General features: G+C 73.1%; 13 protein-coding genes. 4 read left to right on the top strand and 9 right to left on the bottom strand.

Going from position 1 to position 22,066, the window contains the following annotated elements; genetic code table 11:
• Positions 1 to 32 precede the first annotated feature (32 nt).
• Entirely contained in the window at positions 33 to 5,543 is a 5,511-nt protein-coding gene (gene pulA / locus ACFU5G_RS19490) for a pullulanase-type alpha-1,6-glucosidase (protein WP_377248408.1), read from the bottom strand.
• A 125-nt stretch (positions 5,544 to 5,668) separates the two neighbouring features.
• Positions 5,669 to 6,115, bottom strand: a complete 447-nt coding sequence (locus tag ACFU5G_RS19485) for a GNAT family N-acetyltransferase (protein ID WP_377248405.1) — start codon at positions 6,113 to 6,115, stop codon at positions 5,669 to 5,671.
• 127 nt (positions 6,116 to 6,242) lie between these two features.
• On the opposite strand from ACFU5G_RS19485, the gene ACFU5G_RS19480 reads away from it, so the two are divergent.
• Positions 6,243 to 7,721 (top strand): MFS transporter, encoded by a 1,479-nt coding sequence (locus ACFU5G_RS19480; RefSeq protein ID WP_377248402.1) that lies wholly within the window; start codon positions 6,243 to 6,245, stop codon positions 7,719 to 7,721.
• Positions 7,722 to 7,737: 16 nt separating this feature from the next.
• On the opposite strand, the gene ACFU5G_RS19475 is transcribed toward ACFU5G_RS19480, so the two are convergent.
• The 6 genes from ACFU5G_RS19475 to ACFU5G_RS19450 all read right to left on the bottom strand — a co-directional run bounded on the left by ACFU5G_RS19475 (position 7,738) and on the right by ACFU5G_RS19450 (position 17,309).
• On the bottom strand, positions 7,738 to 8,349 hold the full coding sequence (locus ACFU5G_RS19475; protein ID WP_377248399.1) for a dihydrofolate reductase family protein: 612 nt from the start codon (positions 8,347 to 8,349) through the stop codon (positions 7,738 to 7,740).
• 103 nt (positions 8,350 to 8,452) lie between these two features.
• The gene (locus ACFU5G_RS19470; protein WP_377248396.1) at positions 8,453 to 12,052 is read right to left on the bottom strand and encodes an ATP-binding cassette domain-containing protein; all 3,600 of its coding nucleotides are present in this window, start codon (positions 12,050 to 12,052) and stop codon (positions 8,453 to 8,455) included.
• A gap of 65 nt (positions 12,053 to 12,117) precedes the next feature.
• Entirely contained in the window at positions 12,118 to 12,702 is a 585-nt protein-coding gene (locus tag ACFU5G_RS19465) for a hypothetical protein (protein ID WP_377248393.1), read from the bottom strand.
• A gap of 36 nt (positions 12,703 to 12,738) precedes the next feature.
• On the bottom strand, positions 12,739 to 14,949 hold the full coding sequence (locus ACFU5G_RS19460) for an NADP-dependent isocitrate dehydrogenase (RefSeq protein ID WP_377248390.1): 2,211 nt from the start codon (positions 14,947 to 14,949) through the stop codon (positions 12,739 to 12,741).
• 47 nt (positions 14,950 to 14,996) lie between these two features.
• Positions 14,997 to 16,277, bottom strand: a complete 1,281-nt coding sequence (locus ACFU5G_RS19455; protein WP_377248387.1) for an MFS transporter — start codon at positions 16,275 to 16,277, stop codon at positions 14,997 to 14,999.
• A gap of 42 nt (positions 16,278 to 16,319) precedes the next feature.
• Positions 16,320 to 17,309, bottom strand: a complete 990-nt coding sequence (locus tag ACFU5G_RS19450; protein ID WP_377248384.1) for a malate dehydrogenase — start codon at positions 17,307 to 17,309, stop codon at positions 16,320 to 16,322.
• Between the two features lie 209 nt (positions 17,310 to 17,518).
• Between ACFU5G_RS19450 and ACFU5G_RS19445 the strand changes: the two genes are divergently transcribed.
• The gene (locus ACFU5G_RS19445) at positions 17,519 to 18,502 is read left to right on the top strand and encodes an MIP/aquaporin family protein (RefSeq protein ID WP_377248381.1); all 984 of its coding nucleotides are present in this window, start codon (positions 17,519 to 17,521) and stop codon (positions 18,500 to 18,502) included.
• A 137-nt stretch (positions 18,503 to 18,639) separates the two neighbouring features.
• Positions 18,640 to 19,914 (top strand): septum formation family protein, encoded by a 1,275-nt coding sequence (locus ACFU5G_RS19440; RefSeq protein WP_377248378.1) that lies wholly within the window; start codon positions 18,640 to 18,642, stop codon positions 19,912 to 19,914.
• Between the two features lie 42 nt (positions 19,915 to 19,956).
• Here the strand turns inward: ACFU5G_RS19440 and ACFU5G_RS19435 are convergent, their stop codons facing one another.
• Complete coding sequence (locus ACFU5G_RS19435; RefSeq protein WP_377248375.1) at positions 19,957 to 20,406, bottom strand: DUF3017 domain-containing protein; 450 nt, start codon at positions 20,404 to 20,406, stop codon at positions 19,957 to 19,959.
• A gap of 109 nt (positions 20,407 to 20,515) precedes the next feature.
• On the opposite strand from ACFU5G_RS19435, the gene ACFU5G_RS19430 reads away from it, so the two are divergent.
• Positions 20,516 to 21,910 carry an NAD(P)/FAD-dependent oxidoreductase gene (locus ACFU5G_RS19430; RefSeq protein WP_377248372.1) on the top strand — a complete coding sequence of 465 codons (1,395 nt, stop codon included), beginning with the start codon at positions 20,516 to 20,518 and terminating at the stop codon, positions 21,908 to 21,910.
• Positions 21,911 to 22,066 lie beyond the last annotated feature (156 nt).

Below are 22,066 nucleotides of genomic sequence, written 5' to 3'. Positions count from 1 at the left end.
GTGAGCAGCCGCTCAGCGGCCCTCAGCAACCCTCAGCGGCCCCGGGGGTCCGTCAGGACCGCGACCGTGCGGGGCGGGACCGTGACCTCCCCGGCCCTGCGGTCCCACGTGGTCTGCCGCACGACGGCGTCCGCCCCGCGCGACTGGATGCGGGAGAGCGCGTAGTCGCGGCCGGCCAGCTCCGGCACCTCGACCGTGGCCGAGTCCGGCGACGCGTTGAACACCACGAGCACGCCGTCCAGCTTCCGGTCGACGTCGGTCCGGCCCGCGCGGTCGTCGATCGACATCGTGATGACGCCGGGGACGGCGTCCGACCCGGAGCCCGGGAACGTCACCTTCTGCCGGATCAGGTCGGCCGAGCCCAGGCGGAACAGGTCGGTCGAGTGCCGCAGCTCCAGCAGCTCGCGCGCCTGGGCCGCGGAGAACCCGATGTCGTCGGCGTCCGGCTTGAGCGCGGCGTCGGCGAGCAGGGGCCGCTGGTACGGCCACTTGTCCTCGTTGTCGGCCGCCATCGGCAGGCCGCGGCCGAACCCGTTGTCCTGGCCCGACCAGTCGATGGTGTTGAACCAGTCGCCCGAGTCGAACGAGTTGCGGTCCAGCGACTTGGAGCGCAGCAGGTCGGTGCCCGCGTGCCAGAACGACGGCGACTGCGACAGCGCGGTCGTGGCCAGCGACACCGTGTTCATCCGCACGCGGTCGGTCATCGACGTGTCCGCCGGCAGCTTGAGCGTCAGCAGGTCGAACAGCGTCTCGTTGTCGTGGGCGTCGACGTACGTGACGACCTCCTCCGGCGAGTCCGCGTAGCCCGCCGGCGCGCCCCGGTAGTCGAGCTCGTCGCCCCGGACCCGCTCCCCCGTCGAGGTCGTGACCTCGTAGGCGCGCAGGTTCCCGGCCAGCCCGAGCTTGACCAGATCGGTCTGGTGGGCCAGGTCGGCCGCCTCGTCGGCGCCGCCGTCGTTGACCGACGCCGGATCCTCCAGCCGCGCGTCCCGCCCGTTCGGGTCGGTGAACAGGCCCGTGCCGAAGCCCTGCGTGAACAGGGACGAGCCGTCGACGGGCGAGCCGCCGTGGACGGCGTCGCGCAGGCGGTCGCTGAACGTGCCGATGCCGGTACCCCCGAGCTGGCCCTGTGTGGCCTGCTCGAACCGCGCGTTGCCAGCGACCTCGCCGAAGTCCCAGCCCTCGCCGTACAGGTACACGCTCTTGCCGTCGACGCCGTCCCGGCGCAGGGTGAGCGCGTCCAGCCCCGCCCGCACGGCCTCCATGTTCGCGCGGGAGTGGTGCCCCATCAGGTCGAACCGGAACCCGTCCACGTGGTAGTCGCGGGCCCAGGTGACCACGGAGTCCACCATCAGCTTGCTCGCCATGGCGTGCTCGGTGGCGACGTTCTGGCAGCAGGTGCTGGTCTCGACGGCGCCCGTGGTCGCGTTCTGCCGGTGGTAGTAGCCGGGCACCACGCGGTCCAGCACCGACTTCGGGTCCTGGCCCGACGCCGCCGTGTGGTTGAACACCTGGTCCAGCACCACCTGCAGCCCGGCGCCGTGCAGGTTGCCGACCATCGAGCGGAACTCGGCCACGCGCGCCCCGCCGTCCGCCTGCACCGCGTAGGAGCCCTCCGGCGCCATGAAGTGGAGCGGGTCGTAGCCCCAGTTGAAGGCGTCGCTCCCCTGCACCTCGGCGACGGCGGCCTGCTGCTCCGTGCCGTCGGCCGCGAACCCGGACAGGTCACCCGTGGTGGCCTGGTCGGCGCGGTCCTCGGGGATCGTCGCGATGTCGAACGTGGGCAGCAGGTGCACGGTCGTGAGGCCGGCGTCGGCCAGCGAGCGCAGGTGCCGCATGCCGTCCGAACCCCTGACGCCGAACGCGCCGTAGGTGCCGCGCAGGCGCTCGGGGACGGTCTCGTCGGAGCTGGAGAAGTCGCGCACGTGCAGCTCGTAGATGGTCTGGTCCACGGCATCCTTGACGACCGGGGCCTTGGTCGTTCGCCAGACCTTGGGCTGCCATGCCTTGTCGTCGAGGTCGACGGCGACCGAGTGGGTCGAGTCGAGCGTCAGGCCCACCGAGTAGGGGTCGGTCACCACGTTGGTCTCTATCTGGCCGGTACTCGGCACGTACACCTCGACGGCGTAGCGGTAGCGGGTGCCCTGCCAGTCGCCCTTCGACAGGCTCAGGGACCGCGTGGCGCGGCCGCCGTCGAGCGTCCAGGCGCCGTCCTTCTGCCGGGTCATCGCGAAGGTGCGCGGCTGGGCGTCCAGCGCCCGGCCCGCGGGCCAGGCCTGGAGCGTCACGGCGCGGGCGGTGGGGGCCCAGAGCGCGAACGAGGCGGCCTTGCCGCCCTTCGCCCCGTGCCCGCTGTCGGACCACGTCACGCCCAGCGTGCGCTCGGTCGCGAACAGGTCGTCCAGCACGCCCGGGATCTGCACGCCGGTCTCGGCGGTCAGGGTCTCGCCGTCGTGCCGTGTCAGGCGCAGCGCCCCCGTCAGGGCCGACGACGCCGCGGCCCGGCTCAGGCCCTCGGCCTCCAGGGCGAGGTACCCGGCCAGGTGGGGGAAGTCCTCGGCCACGTCGGCGGGCACGTCGCCCGTGCCGCCGGCCGGGGTCAGCGGGTACGACGCCGCCTCCGTCCCCAGGGCCCAGGTGTCCCCGGAGCCGAACCCGGACGCCGGGACCAGGACCAGCCCCTGGCGCACCCAGTGCGCGGCCTGCTGGCTCTCGCCGGGCGTGCCCGGGGTGCCGACCTCGACCGACGGCACCTTGGTCTCCGGGTCCCAGGTGAAGGTGACCGGCCCGCCGCCCGTCGAGTAGGCGACGTTGGCGCCGTCCCGCACGCCGTCGGCGCCGTAGTTCTCCGCCCAGGAGCCGTTCAGGGCCACCTTGAACTCGTAGGACCCGGCGGGCAGCTCGAACGTGGCGGTGTAGGTGCCGTCGTCGGCGAGCGTGAGGCGCGCGGCCTCGCAGTCCGGCGTCCAGTCGCCGGCGCAGCCCATCTCGCTGTTGTGCGAGCCGGGCACGGTGACCAGGTCGACGTCGGGGTCCGTGGGGTCGTCGACGACGCCGCTGACGTCCACGCCGACCGACGCGTACGAGCTGGCCGCGGCGCGGTCGCCGTCGGCGTCGCGGGTGACCGCGCGGTACTCGACGAGGGTGCCCTCGGGGAGGTCCGCCTCGTCGGCGACGTCGTGGAAGACGCGCGGGGAGGTGTCCTCGGCCGTGCCGAGCTGGTGCCACTCGTCGGTGCCGACGGCGCGCCAGGCGAAGGAGGTCTCGGCCCAGGCATCGTCGATGCCGGCCGCGACCGGGGCCACGCCGGTCACCGCGGCGCCCGGCCGGGCGCTCGTGCCGGGGACCACCGTCACGGTCCCGGCGGTCTCGGCGCCCACGGTGCGGTCGGCGATCAGCACGATCGCGGAGCGCGCCGGGACGGTCAGCGTGACCGCGCCGTCGGCGTCGGCCGTGAGCGGGGTGTCGGTGCCGTACAGCGGCGCGTAGGTGGCGCCCGGCGTGAGCGTGTCGAGGGTGACCGTGCGCTGCTGCGCGGCGTTGTTCGCGGCGACGAGGTACTCGGTCTTGTCTTCGCGATCGACCCGGGAGAAGGCGTAGACGCCCGCGCCGTCCTCGGCGTAGCGCTCGATCTGCGCGCCGGACGCCAGGGCCGGGTGCTCCTCGCGCAGCGCCGCGAGGGCGGCGATGTGCTCGTAGAGCGGCGCGTCGGTGGCGTAGCGGTCCACGCTGCCGGCCTGCTCACCGGTGACCAGCGGCTGGTCGGCGTACTCGTCGACCTCCGTGGCGAACAGCGTCTGGCGGGCGTCCTTGTCGCCGCCGGTGCCCGCGAAGCCCTGCTCGTCGCCGTAGTAGACGACGGGCTGCCCGCGGGTCAGGTACATCAGCTCGTGCGCCAGCTCGTCGCGCTCCAGCGGGTTCTCGGCGCCCGCCAGCATGTAGCCGACGCGGCCCATGTCGTGGTTGCCGAGGAACGTCGGCAGCGCGGACGCGCTGCTGTGCGGCGTCGTGTACAGGTCGTCGGAGGCGTACAGGTCGGCCAGGCGCCGCGCGCTGTTGCCGCTGGCGAAGCTGGTGGCGGCCGACTGGAACGAGAAGTCGAGCACGGAGCTCATGTCGGTGCGGCGCACGTACGGGGAGGTCTTGACGGCGTCGGCGTCGTACACCTCGCCGAAGGTGAAGAACTCGTCCTTGCCCTGGTCCCGGGCGTAGTCCTGGATCTCGGTGGACCACTCCTCCCAGAACTCGAAGTTCACGTGCTTGACCGTGTCGATGCGGAAGCCGTCGATGCCCAGGTCGATCCACGCCTTGTAGATCTCCTCGAAGCCGTCCACCACCCTCGGGTGCTCGGTCATGAGGTCGTCCAGGCCGCTGAAGTCGCCGTAGGTGACCGACTCCCCGGACCACGTCGAGTTGCCCCGGTTGTGGTACAGCGTCGGGTCGTTGAGCCAGGCCGGGACCTTGACGTCCTGGTCGGCCGGGTCGACGACGGGGGTGTACGGGAAGCTCGTGGCGGCGTCGAGCTCGGGGAACTCGCCGGTGCCGGCGAAGTCGGCGGGGTCGAACGGGTCGCCGGCGGCGTCCCGGTACGGGGTGGCCGCCTGGTCCACGTAGTCGTAGGTGCCCTCGGCGTAGTCGACGACGTCGGCCGTGTGGTTGGTGATGATGTCGAAGTAGACCTTGAGGCCGCGCGCGTGGGCGTCGTCGATCAGCGCCGCCAGCTCCTCGTTGGTGCCGAGGTGCGGGTCGATCCGCGTGAAGTCGGTGATCCAGTAGCCGTGGTACCCGGCGCTGACGTCGGCGCCGGAGCCCTGCACCGGGCGGTTGAGGAAGCTCGGGGTGAGCCAGATGGCGGTGGTGCCCAGGTCCTCGATGTAGTCGAGGTTCTGCCGCAGGCCGGCGAGGTCTCCGCCCTGGTAGAAGCCCTTGTCGGCCGGGTCGAAGCCGGTCGTGAGCCGGTCGCCGTCCAGGCCGCCGGTGTCGTTGGACGGGTCGCCGTTCGCGAACCGGTCGGTCATCACGAAGTAGAAGCGCTCGTCGCCGCCCGGCTGGCGCACGGGGTCGTGCACGAGGGCGTCGTCCGCCTCCGTCCAGTCCCCGGCCAGGCCGAGCGGCGTCAGGGCGGTGCGGTGGGTCGTGTCGTCGTAGGTGACGCGGAGCGTCGCGGGCCCGGCCAGGTGCAGTGGCGCGTTCTCGGCGCCGCCGTCGCGCCCGTAGGACTCGTCCCAGGCGTCGTCGAGGGCGACCTTGTACTCGTAGGTGCCCGCGGGGACCTCGAACTCGGCCACGAAGGTGCCGTCGCCCTGGGCGACGAGCTCCGTGTCCGCGCAGGCCGGGTCCCAGTCGGCGACGCAGCCGAGCTCGTCCTGGAGGCTGCCGACCAGGGCGGCGGTGCGGTCCTGGACGGCGGTGGCTGCTCCGGCTGAGGCAGGTGTGGCGGGCGTTGCCGCCGCCGAGGCGGCCAGCCCGACCGAGGCCACCAGGGTGACGGCGACGGCGGCCGCGCCGACCTGTACGGGGCGCGGGGGCGCGCTGCGAGACATGGATGACCCCTTCGTCGTCCGGAACCCAAGTGTGTGATCCGAGCGCGACTGTAATGCTTGCAGAGATTTGCAGCAAGAGTCCGGGGTGAGCAGTTCGTCCGGTCCGCGAAATGGGGGTGCGCGCCTCAGAGCGGGAGCTTGAACCCCTCGTGCGACTGCTCGTAACCCAGGTTCCGGTAGAAGCGGTGCGCCTCGGGCCGCTGCTTGTCCGACGTGAGCTGGGCCAGCACGCAGCCCCGCGCGCGCCCGCGCTCGTGGGCGTGCTCCATCATCAGCCGGCCGATGCCCTGGCCGCGCAGGGTCTTGTCCACCCGCACGGCCTCGACCAGGAGCCGCGCGGCCCCGTTGCGGGAGATGCCGGGGATGAAGGTGAGCTGCATGACGCCGACCACCTCGCCGTCGGACTCGGCGACGACGAGCTCGTTGTCCGGGCTGGCCGCGACGGCCTCGAAGCCGGCTACGTGCGGCGCGCCGTAGGTGCCGGTGCGGGTGGCGGCGACGGCGTCGTCGGCGATGAGCTCGACGATCCGCTCCAGGTCGTCGCGTACCGCCTCACGAAAAATCAGGTTCATGCCGCCACCCTAGGCACACGTGTCAGACGCTCAGGTCACCCTCGCGACCCCGGCGTTCGACACGTCGCGCGGCGGGTCCGGCCGTACGATCTTGTCGTAACGCCGTCCCCCGAGAGGCCGCCTTCCCGTGACCACCTCCCCCGCGCCCGCGGCCCCGAACGACGCACCCGGCACTCCCCCGCGCAGCTCCTGGCTCGCGCTCGCGGTGCTCATCCTCGGCATCTCGATGGCCCTGCTGGACACGACCATCGTCAACGTCGCGCTGCCGACCATCCGCCTCTCGCTCGACGCGTCGGAGGGCACGCTGTCCTGGATCATCTCCGGGTACGCGCTGGCCTACGGCCTGGCCCTGATCCCAGCGGGCCGCGTGGGCGACCGGGTGGGCCACAAGTGGGTGTTCATCGTGGGCCTGGCGGGGTTCACGCTCGCCAGCCTCTGGTGCGGCCTGGCCAACGGCGCCACCGAGCTCATCGTGGCCCGCGTGGTCCAGGGCCTGTGCGGCGGCATCTTCTTCCCGGCCGTGACGGCGCTGATCCAGCTCATGTTCACCGGCCGCACGCGCGGCAAGGCGTTCGCCGTGATGGGCGCCGCCATCGGGTTCTCGACGGCGCTGGGGCCCATCATCGGCGGCCTGCTCATCGAGGCGTTCGGCGAGAACGAGGGCTGGCGCTCGATCTTCTTCGTCAACCTGCCGCTGGGCCTGATCGCGGTGACGGCCGCGTTCGCCCTGCTACCCAAGATCGTGGTGGGGGGCGCCGCGCGGGGCGTCGACGTCGTCGGGCTGCTGCTGGTGTCGGTGGCGCTCGTCGCGATCCTGGTGCCGCTCATCGAGGGCGAGGACGCCGGCTGGCCGTGGTGGACCTTCACGTTGCTGGTGGTCGGCCTGCTGCTGCTCGTCGCGTTCGCGTTCTGGGAGCGCCGGGTCGCGGCCCGCAACGGCAGCCCGCTGGTGCCGCCGCACCTCTTCTCGCACCCCGCCTTCACCGGCGGCGTGATCCTCGCGCTGGTCTACTTCGCCGCGTTCACCAGCATCTTCTTCACCATCTCGATCTTCTGGCAGTCGGGGCTGGGCCACTCGGCGCTGGCCTCGGGCCTGGTGTCGGTGCCGTTCGCCATCGGCTCGATCGCGGGCGCGTCGCAGAGCGAGCGCCTGTCCCACCGCCTGGGCCGGACCGTGCTCGTGATCGGCACCGGCCTGGTCGCCGTCGGCCTGGTCTCGGTGTGGCTCGTGCTCTGGCTGGTGCCGACCGGCGACCTGACCCACTGGCACCTGGCGGGCCCGCTGCTGATCGGCGGCATCGGCAGCGGCCTGTTCATCGCGCCGAACGCGCAGTTCATCGTCGCCACCGTGGACCGCGACGAGGCCGGGGCGGCGTCCGGCGTGATCGGCACGATGCAGCGGATCGGCTCGGCGGCGGGCATCGCCGTCGTCGGCTCGGTGCTGTTCGGGGCGCTCGACTTCCCGGCCGGCCGCCCGACGCCGGAGGTGGTCGCCGACGTCTTCGCGCACGGCGCGACCCTGGCGATGGCGACCAGTGCGAGCCTCGCCGTGGTGGCGTTCCTGCTGGTGTTCGTGCTGCCGCACCGGGTGGAGCCGCCGCGCTGACGGCGGCTCCGCGCCGTCACTCGTCGGGGAGCTGGCCCACGGCCTCCTCGTAGCCGCCCGTCGGCGGGTTCGGGTCCGGCGTGTAGACCAGGTGCAGCAGGCCGGTGCGGAACGGCGTGGCCGACAGGAGCTTCATGGGCCGGGACGGGTCGCCGTCCTGGAACAGCTTCAGGCCGCCGCCCGCGGTGGCCGGGTGCACGAACAGGTGCAGCTCGTCGAGCAGGCCGGCGTCGAGGAGCTGGCGGACCACCGAGATCGAGCCGGACAGGCCGATCTTCTGGATCGACGGGTCGTTCTTCAGCGCCGTGACGGCCTCGACCAGGTCGCCCTGGAGCTGCTCGGAGTTGCGCCAGGTGAGCTCGAGCGGGCTCCGGGACGCGACGATCTTGCGGATGTCGCCGATCCGCTTGGCGAACCCGGCGTCCTCGCCGCCGGCCGCCTCCCGCTCCGGCCAGGCGCCGGCGAACGAGTCGTAGGTGACCCGCCCGAACAGGAAGACGTCGGTGTTGTGCGTCTCGTCGACCGCCGCGCCGAGCTCGTCGTTGAAGTACGGGAAGTGCCAGTTGCCCTTGTCCGGCTCGACGACGCCGTCGAGCGCCATGAACAGGCTGGACACGATCTTCGCCATGGGGATCTCCTCGGTCGGTGCCGCACCGCGGCTCTCCCCGGTCCGACGACGGCGGGCGGGCAGACTCATCGCCCGTTCGGCAACGAGTCTGCCCGCCCTCCGATCAGCCCGCGAGGTGGTTCCAGCGCGGGGCGAGACCCGCCCACGGGCCGACGTCGGCCACGGCACCGTCGACCAGCACGACCACCCGGTCGGCGCGGGCGAGGGCCGCGCGCTTGGAGGTGGCGCCGACCACCGTGGTGCCCCGCTCCCGCAGGGCGGCCCACAGCTCGATCTCGGTCGAGGCGTCCAGGGCGCTGGAGACGTCGTCCGCCAGCAGCAGCTCGGTGTCCGCCGCCAGCGCCCGCGCGAGCGCGAGCCGCTGCACCTGACCGCCGGACAGCCGCACGCCGCGGTGCCCCACGAGGGCGTGCGGGCCGCCGGCGTCGCGCATGTCCTGCTCGAGGCGCGCGCCCCGGACCGGACCGTCGATGTCGCGGGCGTGGTCGAGCTGCACGTTGTCCGAGAACGAGCCGGAGAGCACGCGCGGCACCTGGGCCACGTGCGCCACCTGGCCCGGGCGCAGGAACGCCTGGGCGTCGGTCACCTCGGTGCCGTTCCACCGGACGTCGCCGGTGTGCTCCATGAGCCCGGCCAGCGCGGAGAGCAGCGACGACTTGCCCGAGCCGACCTGGCCGAGCAGCAGCACGAGCTCGCCCCGGCGCACCTCGAGGTCGACGTCGGAGACGCCGATCGTGCCGTCGTCGTGCACCGCCGTGAGGCCGCGCAGCTCCAGGCGGTCCAGGGGCTCGCGGGGCGACGGCTCCGGCGCGGGGGCGACACCCGTCACGAGGTCGACGCCCTGCTGCCGCGAGACCAGGTCGGTGCCGCCGGCGAACCGGGCGGTCGCGACCTGCCAGGCGCGGGTGCCGGGCGCCTCGGTGACCACGGCGCCGGCCACGACGCCGAACCAGGCGAAGCCGGTCACGGCGTTGGCGACGAGGAGCGTCGTGGCCAGGTCCCACGTGCCGGTCAGCAGGAAGCCCCAGGCGACGACGACGCCGATGTAGAGGGTCACCAGCGGCACGGAGTCGAGCACGGCCTGCACCCGGTGCTCGAAGATCGCGGCCTTGACCCGCCCCGAGTCCACCTCGCCGAGGTGGCGGCGGACGTCGGGCGTGCGGGCGGCGAGCTTGACCGTGCGCGCCGAGTCGAGGGCCGAGACGAGGGCACGGCCGAACCGCGCCCGGGCCGCGGAGGACCCGGCGGCGGAGCGACCGGCGATCGGCCGGCCGATGGCCGAGGCCGCCGCGGAGACCACCATGACCGCGAGCAGCACGGCGCCGGCGGTCCAGGTGCCGCTGATCAGGGCCGTGACCGCCACGATCGCGAGGCCGTTGACGAAGTCGACCCAGCGGTCGGCGTACCGCACGAAGCGGTCGGCGTCCATGGACCGGGCCACCACCTCGCCGGGCGGCGTGGCGGGCAGCCGGTACTGCCGGGTCTGGCCGTGCATGACCGACATCCGGATGCGCAGCAGCACCTCGACCCACCAGCGCGGGTACACGCCCAGCGCGCGCGAGATGAACAGCGGCTGGAGGAGCAGCAGCACGGCGAACGTGACCAGCAGGCCGACGGGCAGCTCGCCGGTGCCGACGATCTCGACCGTGCGGCCCCACAGGAAACCGCTGACCGCGCCCTGCGCCGCGACCAGGCTGGCCAGCAGGAACAGGACGGCGCCGAACAGGCCCCACTTCGGGCGGACGAACAGCGCGTGCAGCACGCCGCGCGCGAGACTCGGGCCGTCCCCGGGCGGGGTCAGGTCGGGCGGGGTGCCGGTCCGTCGGCGGCCGCCGACGGCATCGGGGGTGTCGGTGTCGGGGTCGGGCGCGGCCGTGTCGGTCGTGTCGGCGCGCACCTCGGCGGCGACGGCCAGGGTGGGCTCGGCGGCCGACTCGTCCAGCGACCCGTCGCTCGCGCCGGCCTCCAGCAGCGAGCGGAACGGTCCGGGCGTGCGGGCGAGCCTGGCCCGGGGGCCCTGCTGCACCACGCGGCCGTGGTCGAGCACCGCCACCAGGCCGGCGCGCTCGATGGTGCCGAGCCGGTGCGCGATGAGTACACCGGTACGCCCCGAGAGCAGGCGATCGGACGCCGCGACGACGCGCGCCTCGGTGAGCGGGTCCATGCGCGCCGTGGCCTCGTCGAGCACGACGAGCTGCACGTGCCGCACGAGCAGCCGCGCGAACGCGACGAGCTGCTCCTCCCCCGCGGACAACGTGGTGCCGCCGGGGCCGAGGAGCGTGTCGAGGCCGTCGGGCAGGCCGGCGGTCCAGTCGGTCAGGCCGAGCTCGCGGACGGCGGCCTCGATGTCGGCGCGCGGCACGTCGGCGAACAGCGCGATGTTCTCCGCGAGCGTGCCGGCGATGATCTCCGTGCGCTGGGTGACCACGCCCACGGCGCCGCGCAGCTTCTGCAGGTCCAGGTCGCGCACGTCGGCGCCGCCGAGGAACACCGACCCGCGCTCCGGCTCGACGGCGCGCGACAACAGCGCGGCCAGCGTCGACTTGCCAGAACCGGTGCGGCCCACGAGGGCGATGGTCTCGCCGGCGGGGACCAGCAGGTCCACGCCGCTCAGGGCGAAGGTGCCCTCGTCGTAGGCGAAGGTCAGGTCGCGCAGCTCGAGGTCCAGCGGACCCTCGGGGAGGTCGTCGCCGCCCTCGGGCTCGGGCTCGACCTCCAGCATCTGCCGGATGCGCAGCACCGCGCCGAGGCCCTCCTGGATGTCCGGCAGGTGGTGCACCAGGTTGTCCATCTGCCCCACGAACATCGCGGTGACCAGGAACAGGGTGACGAGCTGGTCCACCGACAGGCCGCCACCGGCGGCGACGACCGCGCAGACGACGACGGTCCCGGCCAGCAGCGCGTACATCACCAGGCCGGCCCGCCGCAGCAGGCGCTCCTCGACCCGCACCACCTCGCGGAACTTGCGGTGCACGATCGCCGAGAGCTGCGCGACGCGGCGCACGGCGAACGCCTGGCCGAGGCTGGTGCGCAGGTCGTTCCGCGCGGCGACCGCCTCCTCGAAGGCGGCGGCGTGGTCGGTCCAGGCAGCCTCCTCGATCACCTTGCGGCGCGCGATCTCGCCGAGCAGGGGCCGGGTGAGCAGGGCGACGATGCCGCCCAGCACCGGGAAGAGCAGCCAGGCCGGCCACCAGGTGATGCCCGCGATGATCCACATCGGGACGACGCCGACCACCGTGCGGCCGGCGCCCCAGAGCTGGCGGCGCACGAGGGTGCCGACAGCGTGCGTGTCGTCGTCGACCCGGTCGAGCACCTCGCCGACCGCCTGCTCGGAGAGCGTGGCGAGCGGCTGCCGCAGCGCCGCGCTGAGCAGGTCGCTGCGGAGCTTGCCCTCGGCGCGGTCCACGACGCTCGCCCAGGTCACCTGGCCGACGCCGTCGAACACCGCACCGCCGACGACGCACACGGCGAGCAGCACCAGCCCGACGACGGTCGCGTCGGCGGCCAGCCGGCCGGCCGCGACGGTGCCGAGCGCCAGGCCGACGGCGCCCGCGGTGAGCGCGAGCATCGCGACGACCGCGGCCGGGCCGCGCAGCCGGCGCCAGTCGAGCCGGCGGGCCGGGTCGGTCGGCGTCGTCGGCGCAGGACGAGGCGACGCCTCGGGAACGGGCGTGGTCTCGGGGGTGCGGGGTGCGTCGATCATCGTTTCCTGAGGCTACGTCCAGGCACCGACACTCCCCGCCTCTTTTTCCACAGGAGCGACCAAGGTCACGGCGCCGTGGCGCAGGCGTCGTCCTTCGGCGCGCAGATGGAGACCTCATACAGGTATGAGAAGGTTCCGCTCCTGCTGCCCGCTTCCCAGTCCACCTCGAATCCCTGGAGCGTGCGGCTCTGGTCGACCTCGCGTTCCAGCTCCACGAGGAGCGTCGACACACCGTCCAGCCCGGGACCGCCGCACCGGCTGCGCACCGCGTGCTGGGACACGTCGTATCCGGAGCGGGTCAGCGAACCGCGGCCCGCCGCGTCGTCCGCCGCGCCCGGGACCACGCTGAACGCGGTCACCGTCACGTCGGCGGCGTCGACGGCCCGCACCTCCGTGACCTTCCCGTCGTCGGCTCCGGCCACGCAGATGCTCATGAGGCCCACGAACATCGGCTCAGCACGCTTCATGTCGCCCATCGCGCTCGACATGACTCCGTTCGAGTCCGGCTCGCCCGCGCGCCGGACCCCCACGGCGTCGGCCGAGCAGGCGGCGGCGAGACAGAGCACCAGCCCGGCCGTGCCCACGGCGAGCCCGATCCTCACCGGGCGCGCGAGAAGGGGGTGGGTGGGAACCCGGGTCCGGACTCCCATCCACCCCCTCCTCACTGCCGTACGGCCCGCAGGGCGTCAGAGCGAAGCGAGCGCCTCGTTGAAGGTGGTGCTCGGCCGCATCACGGCGGTCGCCTTGGCGCCGTCGGGACGGTAGTAGCCGCCGATGTCCGCGGCCTTGCCCTGGACCGCGAGCAGCTCCTCCACGATGGCCTGCTCGCCGCCGGCGAGAGCCTCGGCGAGGGGCTTGAACGTGGCGGCCAGCTCGGCGTCGTCCGACTGCCCGGCCAGCTCCTGGGCCCAGTAGAGGGCCAGGTAGAAGTGCGAGCCACGGTTGTCGATGGTGCCGAGGCGACGGCCCGGGGAGCGGTCCTCGTTGAGGAACGTGCCGGTGGCGCGGTCGAGGGTGTCGGCCAGGACCTGGGCCCGGGCGTTGCCCTCGGTCACCGCGAGGTGCTCGAAGGACGCGGCCAGCGCGAAGAACTCACCGAGCGAGTCCCAGCGCAGGTAGTCCTCCTCGACGAGCTGCTGCACGTGCTTGGGCGCGGAGCCGCCGGCGCCCGTCTCGAACAGGCCGCCGCCGTTCATCAGCGGCACGATCGACAGCATCTTCGCCGACGTGCCGACCTCGAGGATCGGGAACAGGTCGGTGTTGTAGTCGCGCAGCACGTTGCCGGTCACCGAGATGGTGTCCAGGCCCTGGCGGATGCGCGCGAGCGAGAACGCCGTCGCCTCCGCCGGGTCCATGACGTGCAGCTCGAGGCCGTCGGTGTCGTGCTCCGGCAGGTACTGCTCCAGCTTCTGGATCAGGTTGGCGTCGTGCGCGCGGCGCGAGTTCAGCCAGAACACGGCGGGCGTCTCGGAGAGCCGGGCGCGGGTCACGGCCAGCTTGATCCAGTCGCGGATCGAGGCGTCCTTGGTCTGGCAGGCGCGCCAGACGTCACCGGCACGGACCGCGTGCTCGATCAGGACGTTGCCGGCGCCGTCGACGACGCGGACGGTGCCGTCGCCTGCGATCTCGAACGTCTTGTCGTGCGAGCCGTACTCCTCGGCGGCCTTCGCCATGAGGCCGACGTTGGGCACGGAGCCCATCGTGGCCGGGTCGAGGGCGCCGTGGGCGCGGCAGTCGTCGATGACGGTCTGGTAGATCCCGGCGTAGGACGAGTCGGGGATCACCGCGAGGGTGTCCGCCTCCTCGCCGTCGGGGCCCCACATGTGGCCGCCGATGCGGATCATGGCGGGCATCGAGGCGTCGACGATGACGTCGGACGGGACGTGCAGGTTGGTGATGCCCTTGTCGGAGTTCACCATGGCCATCTTCGGGCCGTCGGCCAGCGCGGCGTCGAACGCGGCGCGGATCTCGGCGCCGTTCGGCAGCGACTCGAGGCCGGCGAAGATGCCGCCCAGGCCGTCGTTCGCCGAGAGGCCGGCGGCGGCCAGGTCCTGGCCGTACTTGTCGAAGACCGGCTTGAAGAAGGCGCGGACCACGTGGCCGAAGATGATCGGGTCCGAGACCTTCATCATCGTGGCCTTGAGGTGCACGGAGAACAGCACGCCCTCGGCCTTGGCGCGCTCGATCGACTCGGCGAGGAAGGCGTCCAGCGCGGCGGCGTCGAGGAACGTGGCGTCCACGACCTCGCCGGCCAGCACGGGCAGCGACTCCTTGAGCACGGTCACGGTGCCGTCGGCGGCGACGTGCTCGATGCGCAGCGTGTCGTCGGCCTCGACGATCACGGACTTCTCGTTGGAGAAGAAGTCGTCGTGACCCATGGTCGCGACGTTGGTCTTCGAGTCGGCCGTCCAGGCGCCCATGCGGTGCGGGTGCGCCTTGGCGTAGTTCTTGACCGAGGCGGGGGCGCGGCGGTCGGAGTTGCCCTGGCGCAGCACCGGGTTCACGGCGGAGCCCATGACGCGGCCGTAGCGCTCGCGCGCGTCCTTCTGCTCGTCGGTCTGGACGCTCTCCGGGAAGTCCGGCAGGTCGTAGCCGAGGGCCTGGAGCTCGGCGACGGCCGCCTTGAGCTGCGGGACGGACGCCGAGATGTTCGGCAGCTTGATGATGTTGGCCGACGGGTCGTTCGCCAGCTCGCCCAGCTCGGCGAGCGCGTCCGCCTGGCGCTGCTCCTCCGTGAGCCGCTCCGGGAACTGGGCGATGATGCGGCCGGCGAGCGAGATGTCGCGGGTCTCGACGTCCACACCGGCCTTGGCCGCGTACGCCGAGACGATCGGCAGGAACGAGTACGTCGCCAGCAGCGGGGCCTCGTCGGTGTGGGTATAGATGATCTTCGACATGGGTGTGGCTGACTCCCCGGGTGTTGGAATGTGCCGATCTCTCGATATCAAGATACCTGAGGGTGTCGCGCGGTCCTGAATCGCGAGACCCCCAGGAGTACTGCGACAAGCGTGAATCCCGCCACGCCCCACCACAATGCCGGGCGGTAGCCGAGTTGATCCGCGAGCAGCCCGCCCAGCGGCGCGCCGATCACGAGCATGGCCCGGTTCACGCTACGGATCGTCGTGTTGGTCCGCGCCTGGAGGTGGTCGGGCGTCACCGCCTGGCGGTAGCCCATCTCGTTCGCGTTCTCGAGCCCCGTCGCCAGCCCGTAGAGCGCCTGGCCGACGGCGATGGTCGCCACGGTCAGCCAGGCCGACGTCGTACCGGGTCCCGCCGACGACGGCGCGGCCGCCGGCGCGAGCGCCACGGCACCCCAGGCGAGGGGCATCGCCGCCCGCGCCGCGATCACCGTGCGCCCGGCTCCCCACGCCCGGCCCGCCCGCTCCGAGAACAGCGCGCCGACCAGCCCGGCCACACCCGCCGCCGCGAGCGCCAGCCCGAGCTGGAAGGCCGACAGCCCCAGCCCGACGAGCGCGAACGGGGCCAGCACCGTGGTGACGATGCCGTTGCAGAGGAACCAGCCGTGGGTCGCCACGGCCAGCGGCGCGAGCATGGTGTGCCGGTACACCCAGCGCAAGCCTTCGCGGACGTCGTCGCGCAAGCGGCCGGCCGCACCCCGCGGATCGCGTCCGGCGCGCGGCGTGGTGCGGGCCGGGCCGGGCTCGGGCACCTCCGCCCGCCAGACGGCGAACGCGGCGAACAGGTAGGTGACGGCGTCGACGAGCACGGCCAGCGGTGCGCCGAGCGCCGTCGTCAGCGCGCCGCCGATCGCCGGACCGGACGCCTGCGCCACCGCGCCCGTCTGGTCGAGCCGGGCGTTCGCCCGGACCAGGGACCCGCGGGGTACGAGGCGGGGTACGAACGACTGCGACGCGGCGTCGTTGAGCAGCGACGCCAGGCCGAGCACCGCCATGAACCCGACGAGCACGGGAATGTTCAGTGCCCCGGCCCACCAGAGCAGGGGCACCGAACCGAGCAGGAGACCCCGGATCAGGTCGGTGGTGATCAGCAGCGGCCGGCGTCGCCAGCGGTCCACCACCGCGCCCAGGACCAGGCCGAGGACGAGGTACGGGACCCAGCGGGCCGCGTTGACGATGCCCAGCTCGGTGGCGCTCGCTCCGAGCGTGACGACGACGAGCACCTGGAGCGCGACGGTCGTGACGTACGTGCCCAGCTCGGACACGGCCTCGCCCGCCCAGAACCAGCCGAAGGCGCGGCCGAGCAAGCGGCTTCCCCCTTCGTCGGTCGTGGGCGGGCAGGCGGTCGGCTAGATCAGGCCCAGGGTCCGCACGGCGTCGCGCTCCTCGGCGAGCTCCGCCACGCTGGCGTCGATCCGGCCGCGGGAGAACTCGTCGATGTCGAGGCCCTCGACGATCTTCCACTCCCCCGTGCCGTCGGACGTCACCGGGAACGAGGAGACGAGCCCCTCGGGCACGCCGTACTCGCCGGAGGACCAGATGCCGGCCGAGGTCCAGTCGCCCTCGGGGGTGCCGTGCGTCCAGTCGCGGACGTGCGCGATCGCCGCGTTGGCCGCCGACGCCGCCGACGACGCACCGCGCGCCTGGATGATCGCGGCGCCGCGCTTGGCGACGGTCGGGATGAAGTCGTCGGTGAGCCAGGCCGTGTCGGCCGCGACGTCGGCGCCGGGGCGGCCACCGACCTCGGCGCGGAACAGGTCGGGGTACTGGGAGGCGGAGTGGTTGCCCCAGATGGTGAGCCGCTTGACCTCGGACACGGGGGTCCCGGTCTTGGCCGCGACCTGCGAGAGCGCCCGGTTGTGGTCGAGCCGCGTCATCGCGGTGAACCGCGTGGCCGGCACGTCGGGGGCGTTCGAGGCCGCGATGAGGGCGTTGGTGTTGGCGGGGTTGCCGACCACGAGCACGCGGACGTCGTCGGCGGCGCCGTCGTTGATCGCCCGGCCCTGGGGGCCGAAGATCCCGCCGTTGGCCTCGAGGAGGTCGGCCCGCTCCATCCCGGCGCCGCGCGGGCGGGCGCCGACGAGCAGGGCGACGTTGACGCCGTCGAACGCCTTGACCGGGTCGTCGAAGATGTCGACGCCGGCCAGGTTCGGGAAGGCGCAGTCGTCGAGCTCCATGGCCGTGCCCTCCGCGGCGCCGACGGCCTGCGGGATCTCGAGGAGTCGGAGCCGTACTGGCGTGTCCGCGCCGAGCATCTCGCCCGCGGCTATGCGAAAGAGGAGCGCATACCCGATCTGGCCAGCGGCTCCGGTGACGGTGACATTCACGGGTTCAGTCATGACCCCACTCTTGCATCGACCGGCCTGCCACGCCCAGCCCCTGGGCCGATCTGTGTCTTGCCTGGTACCGGTACCCGAGTACGGTGAAGAAAATGCCCGCGCGTATTCAGGTTTTGCCCAGGCGGGTAATGGCAGGATGTGCGCGACATCGCACTGCACGCCGCCATGACGCGCACCGAGAAGGTGTGCCACTGAAAGGAACAGACTTCATGTCCCAGGACCTCGCCGCGACCAGCGGCGTCACCGAGGTCGAGGAGCGGTCGCCCAGCCTGCTCTCCCGCCTGCTCGCCGAGACCTTCGGCACGTTCCTGCTGACGCTCGTGATCGTGGGTGTGCTCGTCTACAGCCCGCTGAACACGGTCGGGGGGCTCGGCGTGGCCCTCGGCGGCGCCTTCGCCTACATCGCGGGTGCCGCGACCGTCGGCCGCGTCTCCGGTGCGCACTTCAACCCGGCGATCTCGCTGGGCTCCTGGCTCAGCGGCCGCATCACGGTCAGCGCCATGTTCAGCTACTGGGGCGCGCAGCTCGTGGGCGCGATCCTGGCCGCCGCCGTGCTGTTCGCGACCGTCCCGCAGCCGCTGCTCACGCTGCTCGGCAAGGAGAACACCTCCGACGCGTTCGACGCCGCCGTGAACGGCTTCGCGACGCACTCCCCGCTCTACCTGCAGACGCAGGGCCAGGCGCAGTTCGACTGGCTGCCGGCGCTGCTGGTCGAGGTCATCATCTCGGCGATCCTCGTGGGCGTGTACCTGGGCGTCAACGACCGCCGCAGCCGCATCAGCTACGCCCCGATCGCCGTGGGCAGCGCCATCGCCGCCCTGACCCTGGTCTCGTGGTTCGTCACCAACGCCGGCATGAACCCGGCCCGCTCGACCGCCGCCGCGCTCTTCGCGAACAACTGGGGCGGCGACGGCTCCGGCCGCCAGCTCTGGCTGTTCTGGCTGGCCCCGCTGGTCGGCGCCGCGCTCGCCGCGCTGTTCTACCGCGCCTTCGCCTCCGTCGAGCCCGAGGAGCTCGAGCTCGACGAGGCCGACGAGGACGAGGACGACGACGAGGCGACCGAGGTCGTCGCCGAGGAGTCCGCCCCCGCCGCCGCCACGGACGAGTCCGCGGAGAAGACCGCCGAGGCAGAGCCGGCCGCCGAGCCGGAGAAGACTGCCGAGCCGGAGAAGAAGAGCGACGACAAGGCCTGACCGCTCGCCGCACCCGTACGACGCCGGGGCCGCACCTTCCGTGAGGGAGGTGCGGCCCCGCTGTCGTACCGGGACTCGGCGAAGGGGGTGAAACCGCGCTTCCGGGACACCGTGCGGCACCGCTACGATCCGGGACCATGGCCGACAGCACGCAGACCTCTCAGGGCGCGACGGAACCGGCTGGTACCGAACCGCGGAAGACTCCTGACGACGCGCCCGAGGCGCAGTCGGAGCGACCCGAGGAGACGCCGGGGGACGCGGCGCAGGACGCGGACGGCACCGCGGTGGACGCGACCGACGAGAAGCCGGACGGCGACGACGAGCTGGATGCGGCAGGAAAGAAGCCCGAGAGCGCCCGCAGGCGGTGGGGCGGCTTCCGCAGGAAGCGGCGCGACGCCGAGCCCGACGAGGCCGACGAGGCCGACGAGGCCGACGAGGCCGAGCCCGACACGGACGTGCAGACCGAGGGCGCGTCCGGTCCGGACGAGAGCGACGACGAGCCCGACCCGAACGAGCTCCCCTACCCGACCCGCACCGGCTGGGTGGTCGCGGCCTTCCTGCTCTTCTGGCCGCTCGCGATCCCCGCGCTCGTGCACTCGATGCGCACCGCCGAGGCCAACGGCACGGGCAACGTGCGCCGCGCGAAGAAGTCGTCGGTGCGCACCCTCGACTTCTCCCTGGGCGCGGTCACCGTGGGCGTGCTCGCCGTCGCCGGCCTGTGGATCGCCGTCGCGGCGGCCCCTACCTACGCGTCGTCGCTGCCGCCCGGTCTGGTCTCGACCGCCAAGTCGTTCGTGCCGCCGGCCCTGGCGGGCCCGCTCGGCATCACGCTGCCCGACGACGGGCCCGCGCTCACCGCGCCGACGTCGTCCCCGAGCGCGACCGGCGACCCGTACGCGACGACGGACCCGTACGCCGACCCCTACGCCGAGGACCCGGCGGACGGCCTGGAGCCGCTGCCGACGCAGGAGGCCGACGGGCAGGTCGCGCCGTCCGAGGCGCCGACGCCGGACGCCGACACCGAGGCGACCGCCGGGGCCGAGATCCCCGACCTGCAGGTGGGCGACTGCATCGACACCGCGGCGACGTCGGGTCAGACCACGCTGTACCGGATCCCGGTGGTGCCCTGCACGACCGCGCACGGCGGCGAGATCTACGCCGAGACGACGGCCGAGGACAGCCTCGCGAAGAACGGCGAGGCCCCCACGCAGCAGGCGCTGTGGGACGCCGCCGACGCGTACTGCTACCCGGAGTTCACGAAGTACGTGGGGCTGCGGTGGGCCCAGTCGGAGCTGCTCTACTGGCCGATCGCGCCGTCGGAGGAGAGCTGGGCCGAGGGCGACCGGCGCATCCTGTGCGTGGTCGAGTCGGAGCAGCCCGTGACGGGCTCGCTGGAGGGCGCGGACCGCTGACGGCGGCCGCGCCACTGGCGGGCAGGTCGCCCGCCGGGAAGGTCAGATGCTCGGCGTCGCCACGGCGAGGACGCCGATCAGCACGGCGGTCGCGCCGTACAGGATGATGTCGACGGTCCGGGTCCGGATGACGAGCCCGACGGGGCTGTCGAGCACCGCGCGGAAGATCGCGCAGACCACGAGGACCACCCCGATGCCGATCGCCCCGGCGCGAGCGCCGGCGACCATGCCGAGCAGCACGGAGATGCCCACACCGGCGAGGACGAGCCAGATCGCGAGGTTGCTGCGCTGCGGCTCCGCCGGGCTCATCTGGGAGTCCTCGCCGCTGGCTGGCTCACTGCGGTCGAGCTCCTGGCTGGTCGTCGTGGTGGCCGTCATCAGGTCGGCCCGTCCGGTGCGTTCGAGCGTAACCGTTCCGGCCGAGCCCGGCTCGAGGAGGGTCGTGGCACCGCCCGGTGCGCCAGGGGCAGTCCGCATCTCGCTGAGATCCACGGGACGAGGGTACAACCGAAACGTCGCGATTCTGCAGGACCGTGACCTGCTTGCAACCTGATACAGAGCACATTCCCAGGTTGGCGGCCCGCGAGCTACCGTGAGGTCCATGCCGTCGACTCCAGCCCAGGTCCCCAGCAGCGTGGTCGTCGTGGGTGCGGGGCTGGCGGGCGCGCAGACCTCCGCCGCCCTGCGGCAGCACGGTTTCGAGGGTCGCCTCACCGTGCTGGGCGCGGAGGGTCTGCCGCCCTACGACCGCCCGCCGCTGTCCAAGGAGCTGCTCAAGCGCACCGAGCCGGTCTGGCTCGCGGACGACCTCGGGATCGACCTCACGGCCCTCGTCGACGACCTGCGGCTGGCCGACCCCGCGACCCGCCTGGAGGCGGACCGCGAGCAGGTGGTGGTGCGGACGGCGTCGGGCGACGACGTCGTGGCCGACGCCGTGGTGCTCGCCTGCGGCAGCGCGCCCCTGCGCCCCGCGGGCTGGGACGCCGCGATGACCCTGCACACCGCCGGTGACGCCGAGCGGCTGCGCGCCGCCGCCGTCCCGGGGACGCGGATCGTGGTGGTCGGCGCCGGCTGGATCGGCGCGGAGGTCGCGGGCGTCGCCGCCGGCGCGGGCGCACAGGTCACCGTCGTGGAGGCGGGCTCCGTGCCGCTGGAGCGGCAGCTCGGCCGCAGCGTGGGCGGCCTCCTGGCCCCCTGGTACGACGCCGCCGGGGTCACCCTGGTCACGGACGTCGCCGTCGAGAAGGTGCTGCCCGGACCGGCCGGCGGCGCGCCCGGCGGCGGCAGCGTCGTCCTCGCGGACGGCCGCGTGCTGGAGGCCGACCTGGTGCTGGCCGCCGTGGGCGCGCGTCCCGCGTCGGGCTGGCTGGCCGGCTCCCTGCCGCTGGAGTCGAACGGCGGGCTCCGGGTCAACCGGGCCGGCCGGCTGACGGGCCTGCACTCCCCGACCGACCCGGCGGGCCGGCTGCACCTCGACGCGCTGCGCCGCGTCTGGGCGGTGGGCGACATCGCGACCCGCGAGCACCCGGTGTTCGGGCCGGTGCCGGGCGGGCACTGGTCGGCCGCGCTGCACGACCCCGAGGTCACCGTCCGGGCCCTGCTGGGGCTCGACGAGCGCGCCGCCGAGCCCGAGCACGTGCGCGAACGGCTGGGGCTCGCCCCGATCCCGTCGCACGCGCCGTACGTGTTCTCGCAGCAGCTCGGGCACGACCTGGCGCTGTTCGGGGTGCCGTCGCCGTTCGACGAGGTGGTGCTGCGCGGTACGCCCACGACGTCGGGCGGCTGGGCCGTGCTCTACCTGGAGAACGCGCTGGACCGGCACCCGCGCCGTACCCCGGACGGCCACCGCGTGGCGACGGTCCGGGCGGTGCTGCTGGTCGACTCCCCGCGCGAGGTGGGCCAGGTGCGCAAGCTGATGAACCGCGGGGTGCCGCTGACGGTCGACCTGGACCGCGCGCTGGACCCGGCGGTCAAGCTCAAGGACGCCGTCGTCTGACCACCGAACGGGGTCTGAGCCGGAACGGCCGCGCTCGCCTCCTTTGAGGTCTAAGTTTCTTCGCTTTGCGGCTCTCGAGAGCGAAGAAACTTAGGCCTCGAAGAGGAGGTACCCGTTGGTCGAGCTTGTCGAGACCTGGTGAGGTCTCGACAAGCT

Origin of the sequence: Promicromonospora sp. NPDC057488, from assembly GCF_042802395.1 — a bacterium.
Taxonomy (GTDB): Bacteria; Actinomycetota; Actinomycetes; order Actinomycetales; family Cellulomonadaceae; genus Promicromonospora.
This window is presented reverse-complemented; position numbering and strand designations above follow the sequence as displayed.

Bases quoted from the DNA above. Each gene is read 5' to 3' on its own strand.
- ACFU5G_RS19475 (WP_377248399.1), bottom strand. From the start codon at position 8,349: ATGGCGAAGATCGTGTCCAGCCTGTTCATGGCGCTCGACGGCGTCGTC.
- ACFU5G_RS19450 (WP_377248384.1), bottom strand. From the start codon at position 17,309: ATGACTGAACCCGTGAATGTCACCGTCACCGGAGCCGCTGGCCAGATC.
- ACFU5G_RS19470 (WP_377248396.1), bottom strand. From the start codon at position 12,052: ATGATCGACGCACCCCGCACCCCCGAGACCACGCCCGTTCCCGAGGCG.
- pulA (WP_377248408.1), bottom strand. From the start codon at position 5,543: ATGTCTCGCAGCGCGCCCCCGCGCCCCGTACAGGTCGGCGCGGCCGCC.
- ACFU5G_RS19460 (WP_377248390.1), bottom strand. From the start codon at position 14,949: ATGTCGAAGATCATCTATACCCACACCGACGAGGCCCCGCTGCTGGCG.
- ACFU5G_RS19440 (WP_377248378.1), top strand. From the start codon at position 18,640: ATGGCCGACAGCACGCAGACCTCTCAGGGCGCGACGGAACCGGCTGGT.
- ACFU5G_RS19430 (WP_377248372.1), top strand. From the start codon at position 20,516: ATGCCGTCGACTCCAGCCCAGGTCCCCAGCAGCGTGGTCGTCGTGGGT.
- ACFU5G_RS19485 (WP_377248405.1), bottom strand. From the start codon at position 6,115: ATGAACCTGATTTTTCGTGAGGCGGTACGCGACGACCTGGAGCGGATC.
- ACFU5G_RS19445 (WP_377248381.1), top strand. From the start codon at position 17,519: ATGTCCCAGGACCTCGCCGCGACCAGCGGCGTCACCGAGGTCGAGGAG.
- ACFU5G_RS19465 (WP_377248393.1), bottom strand. From the start codon at position 12,702: ATGGGAGTCCGGACCCGGGTTCCCACCCACCCCCTTCTCGCGCGCCCG.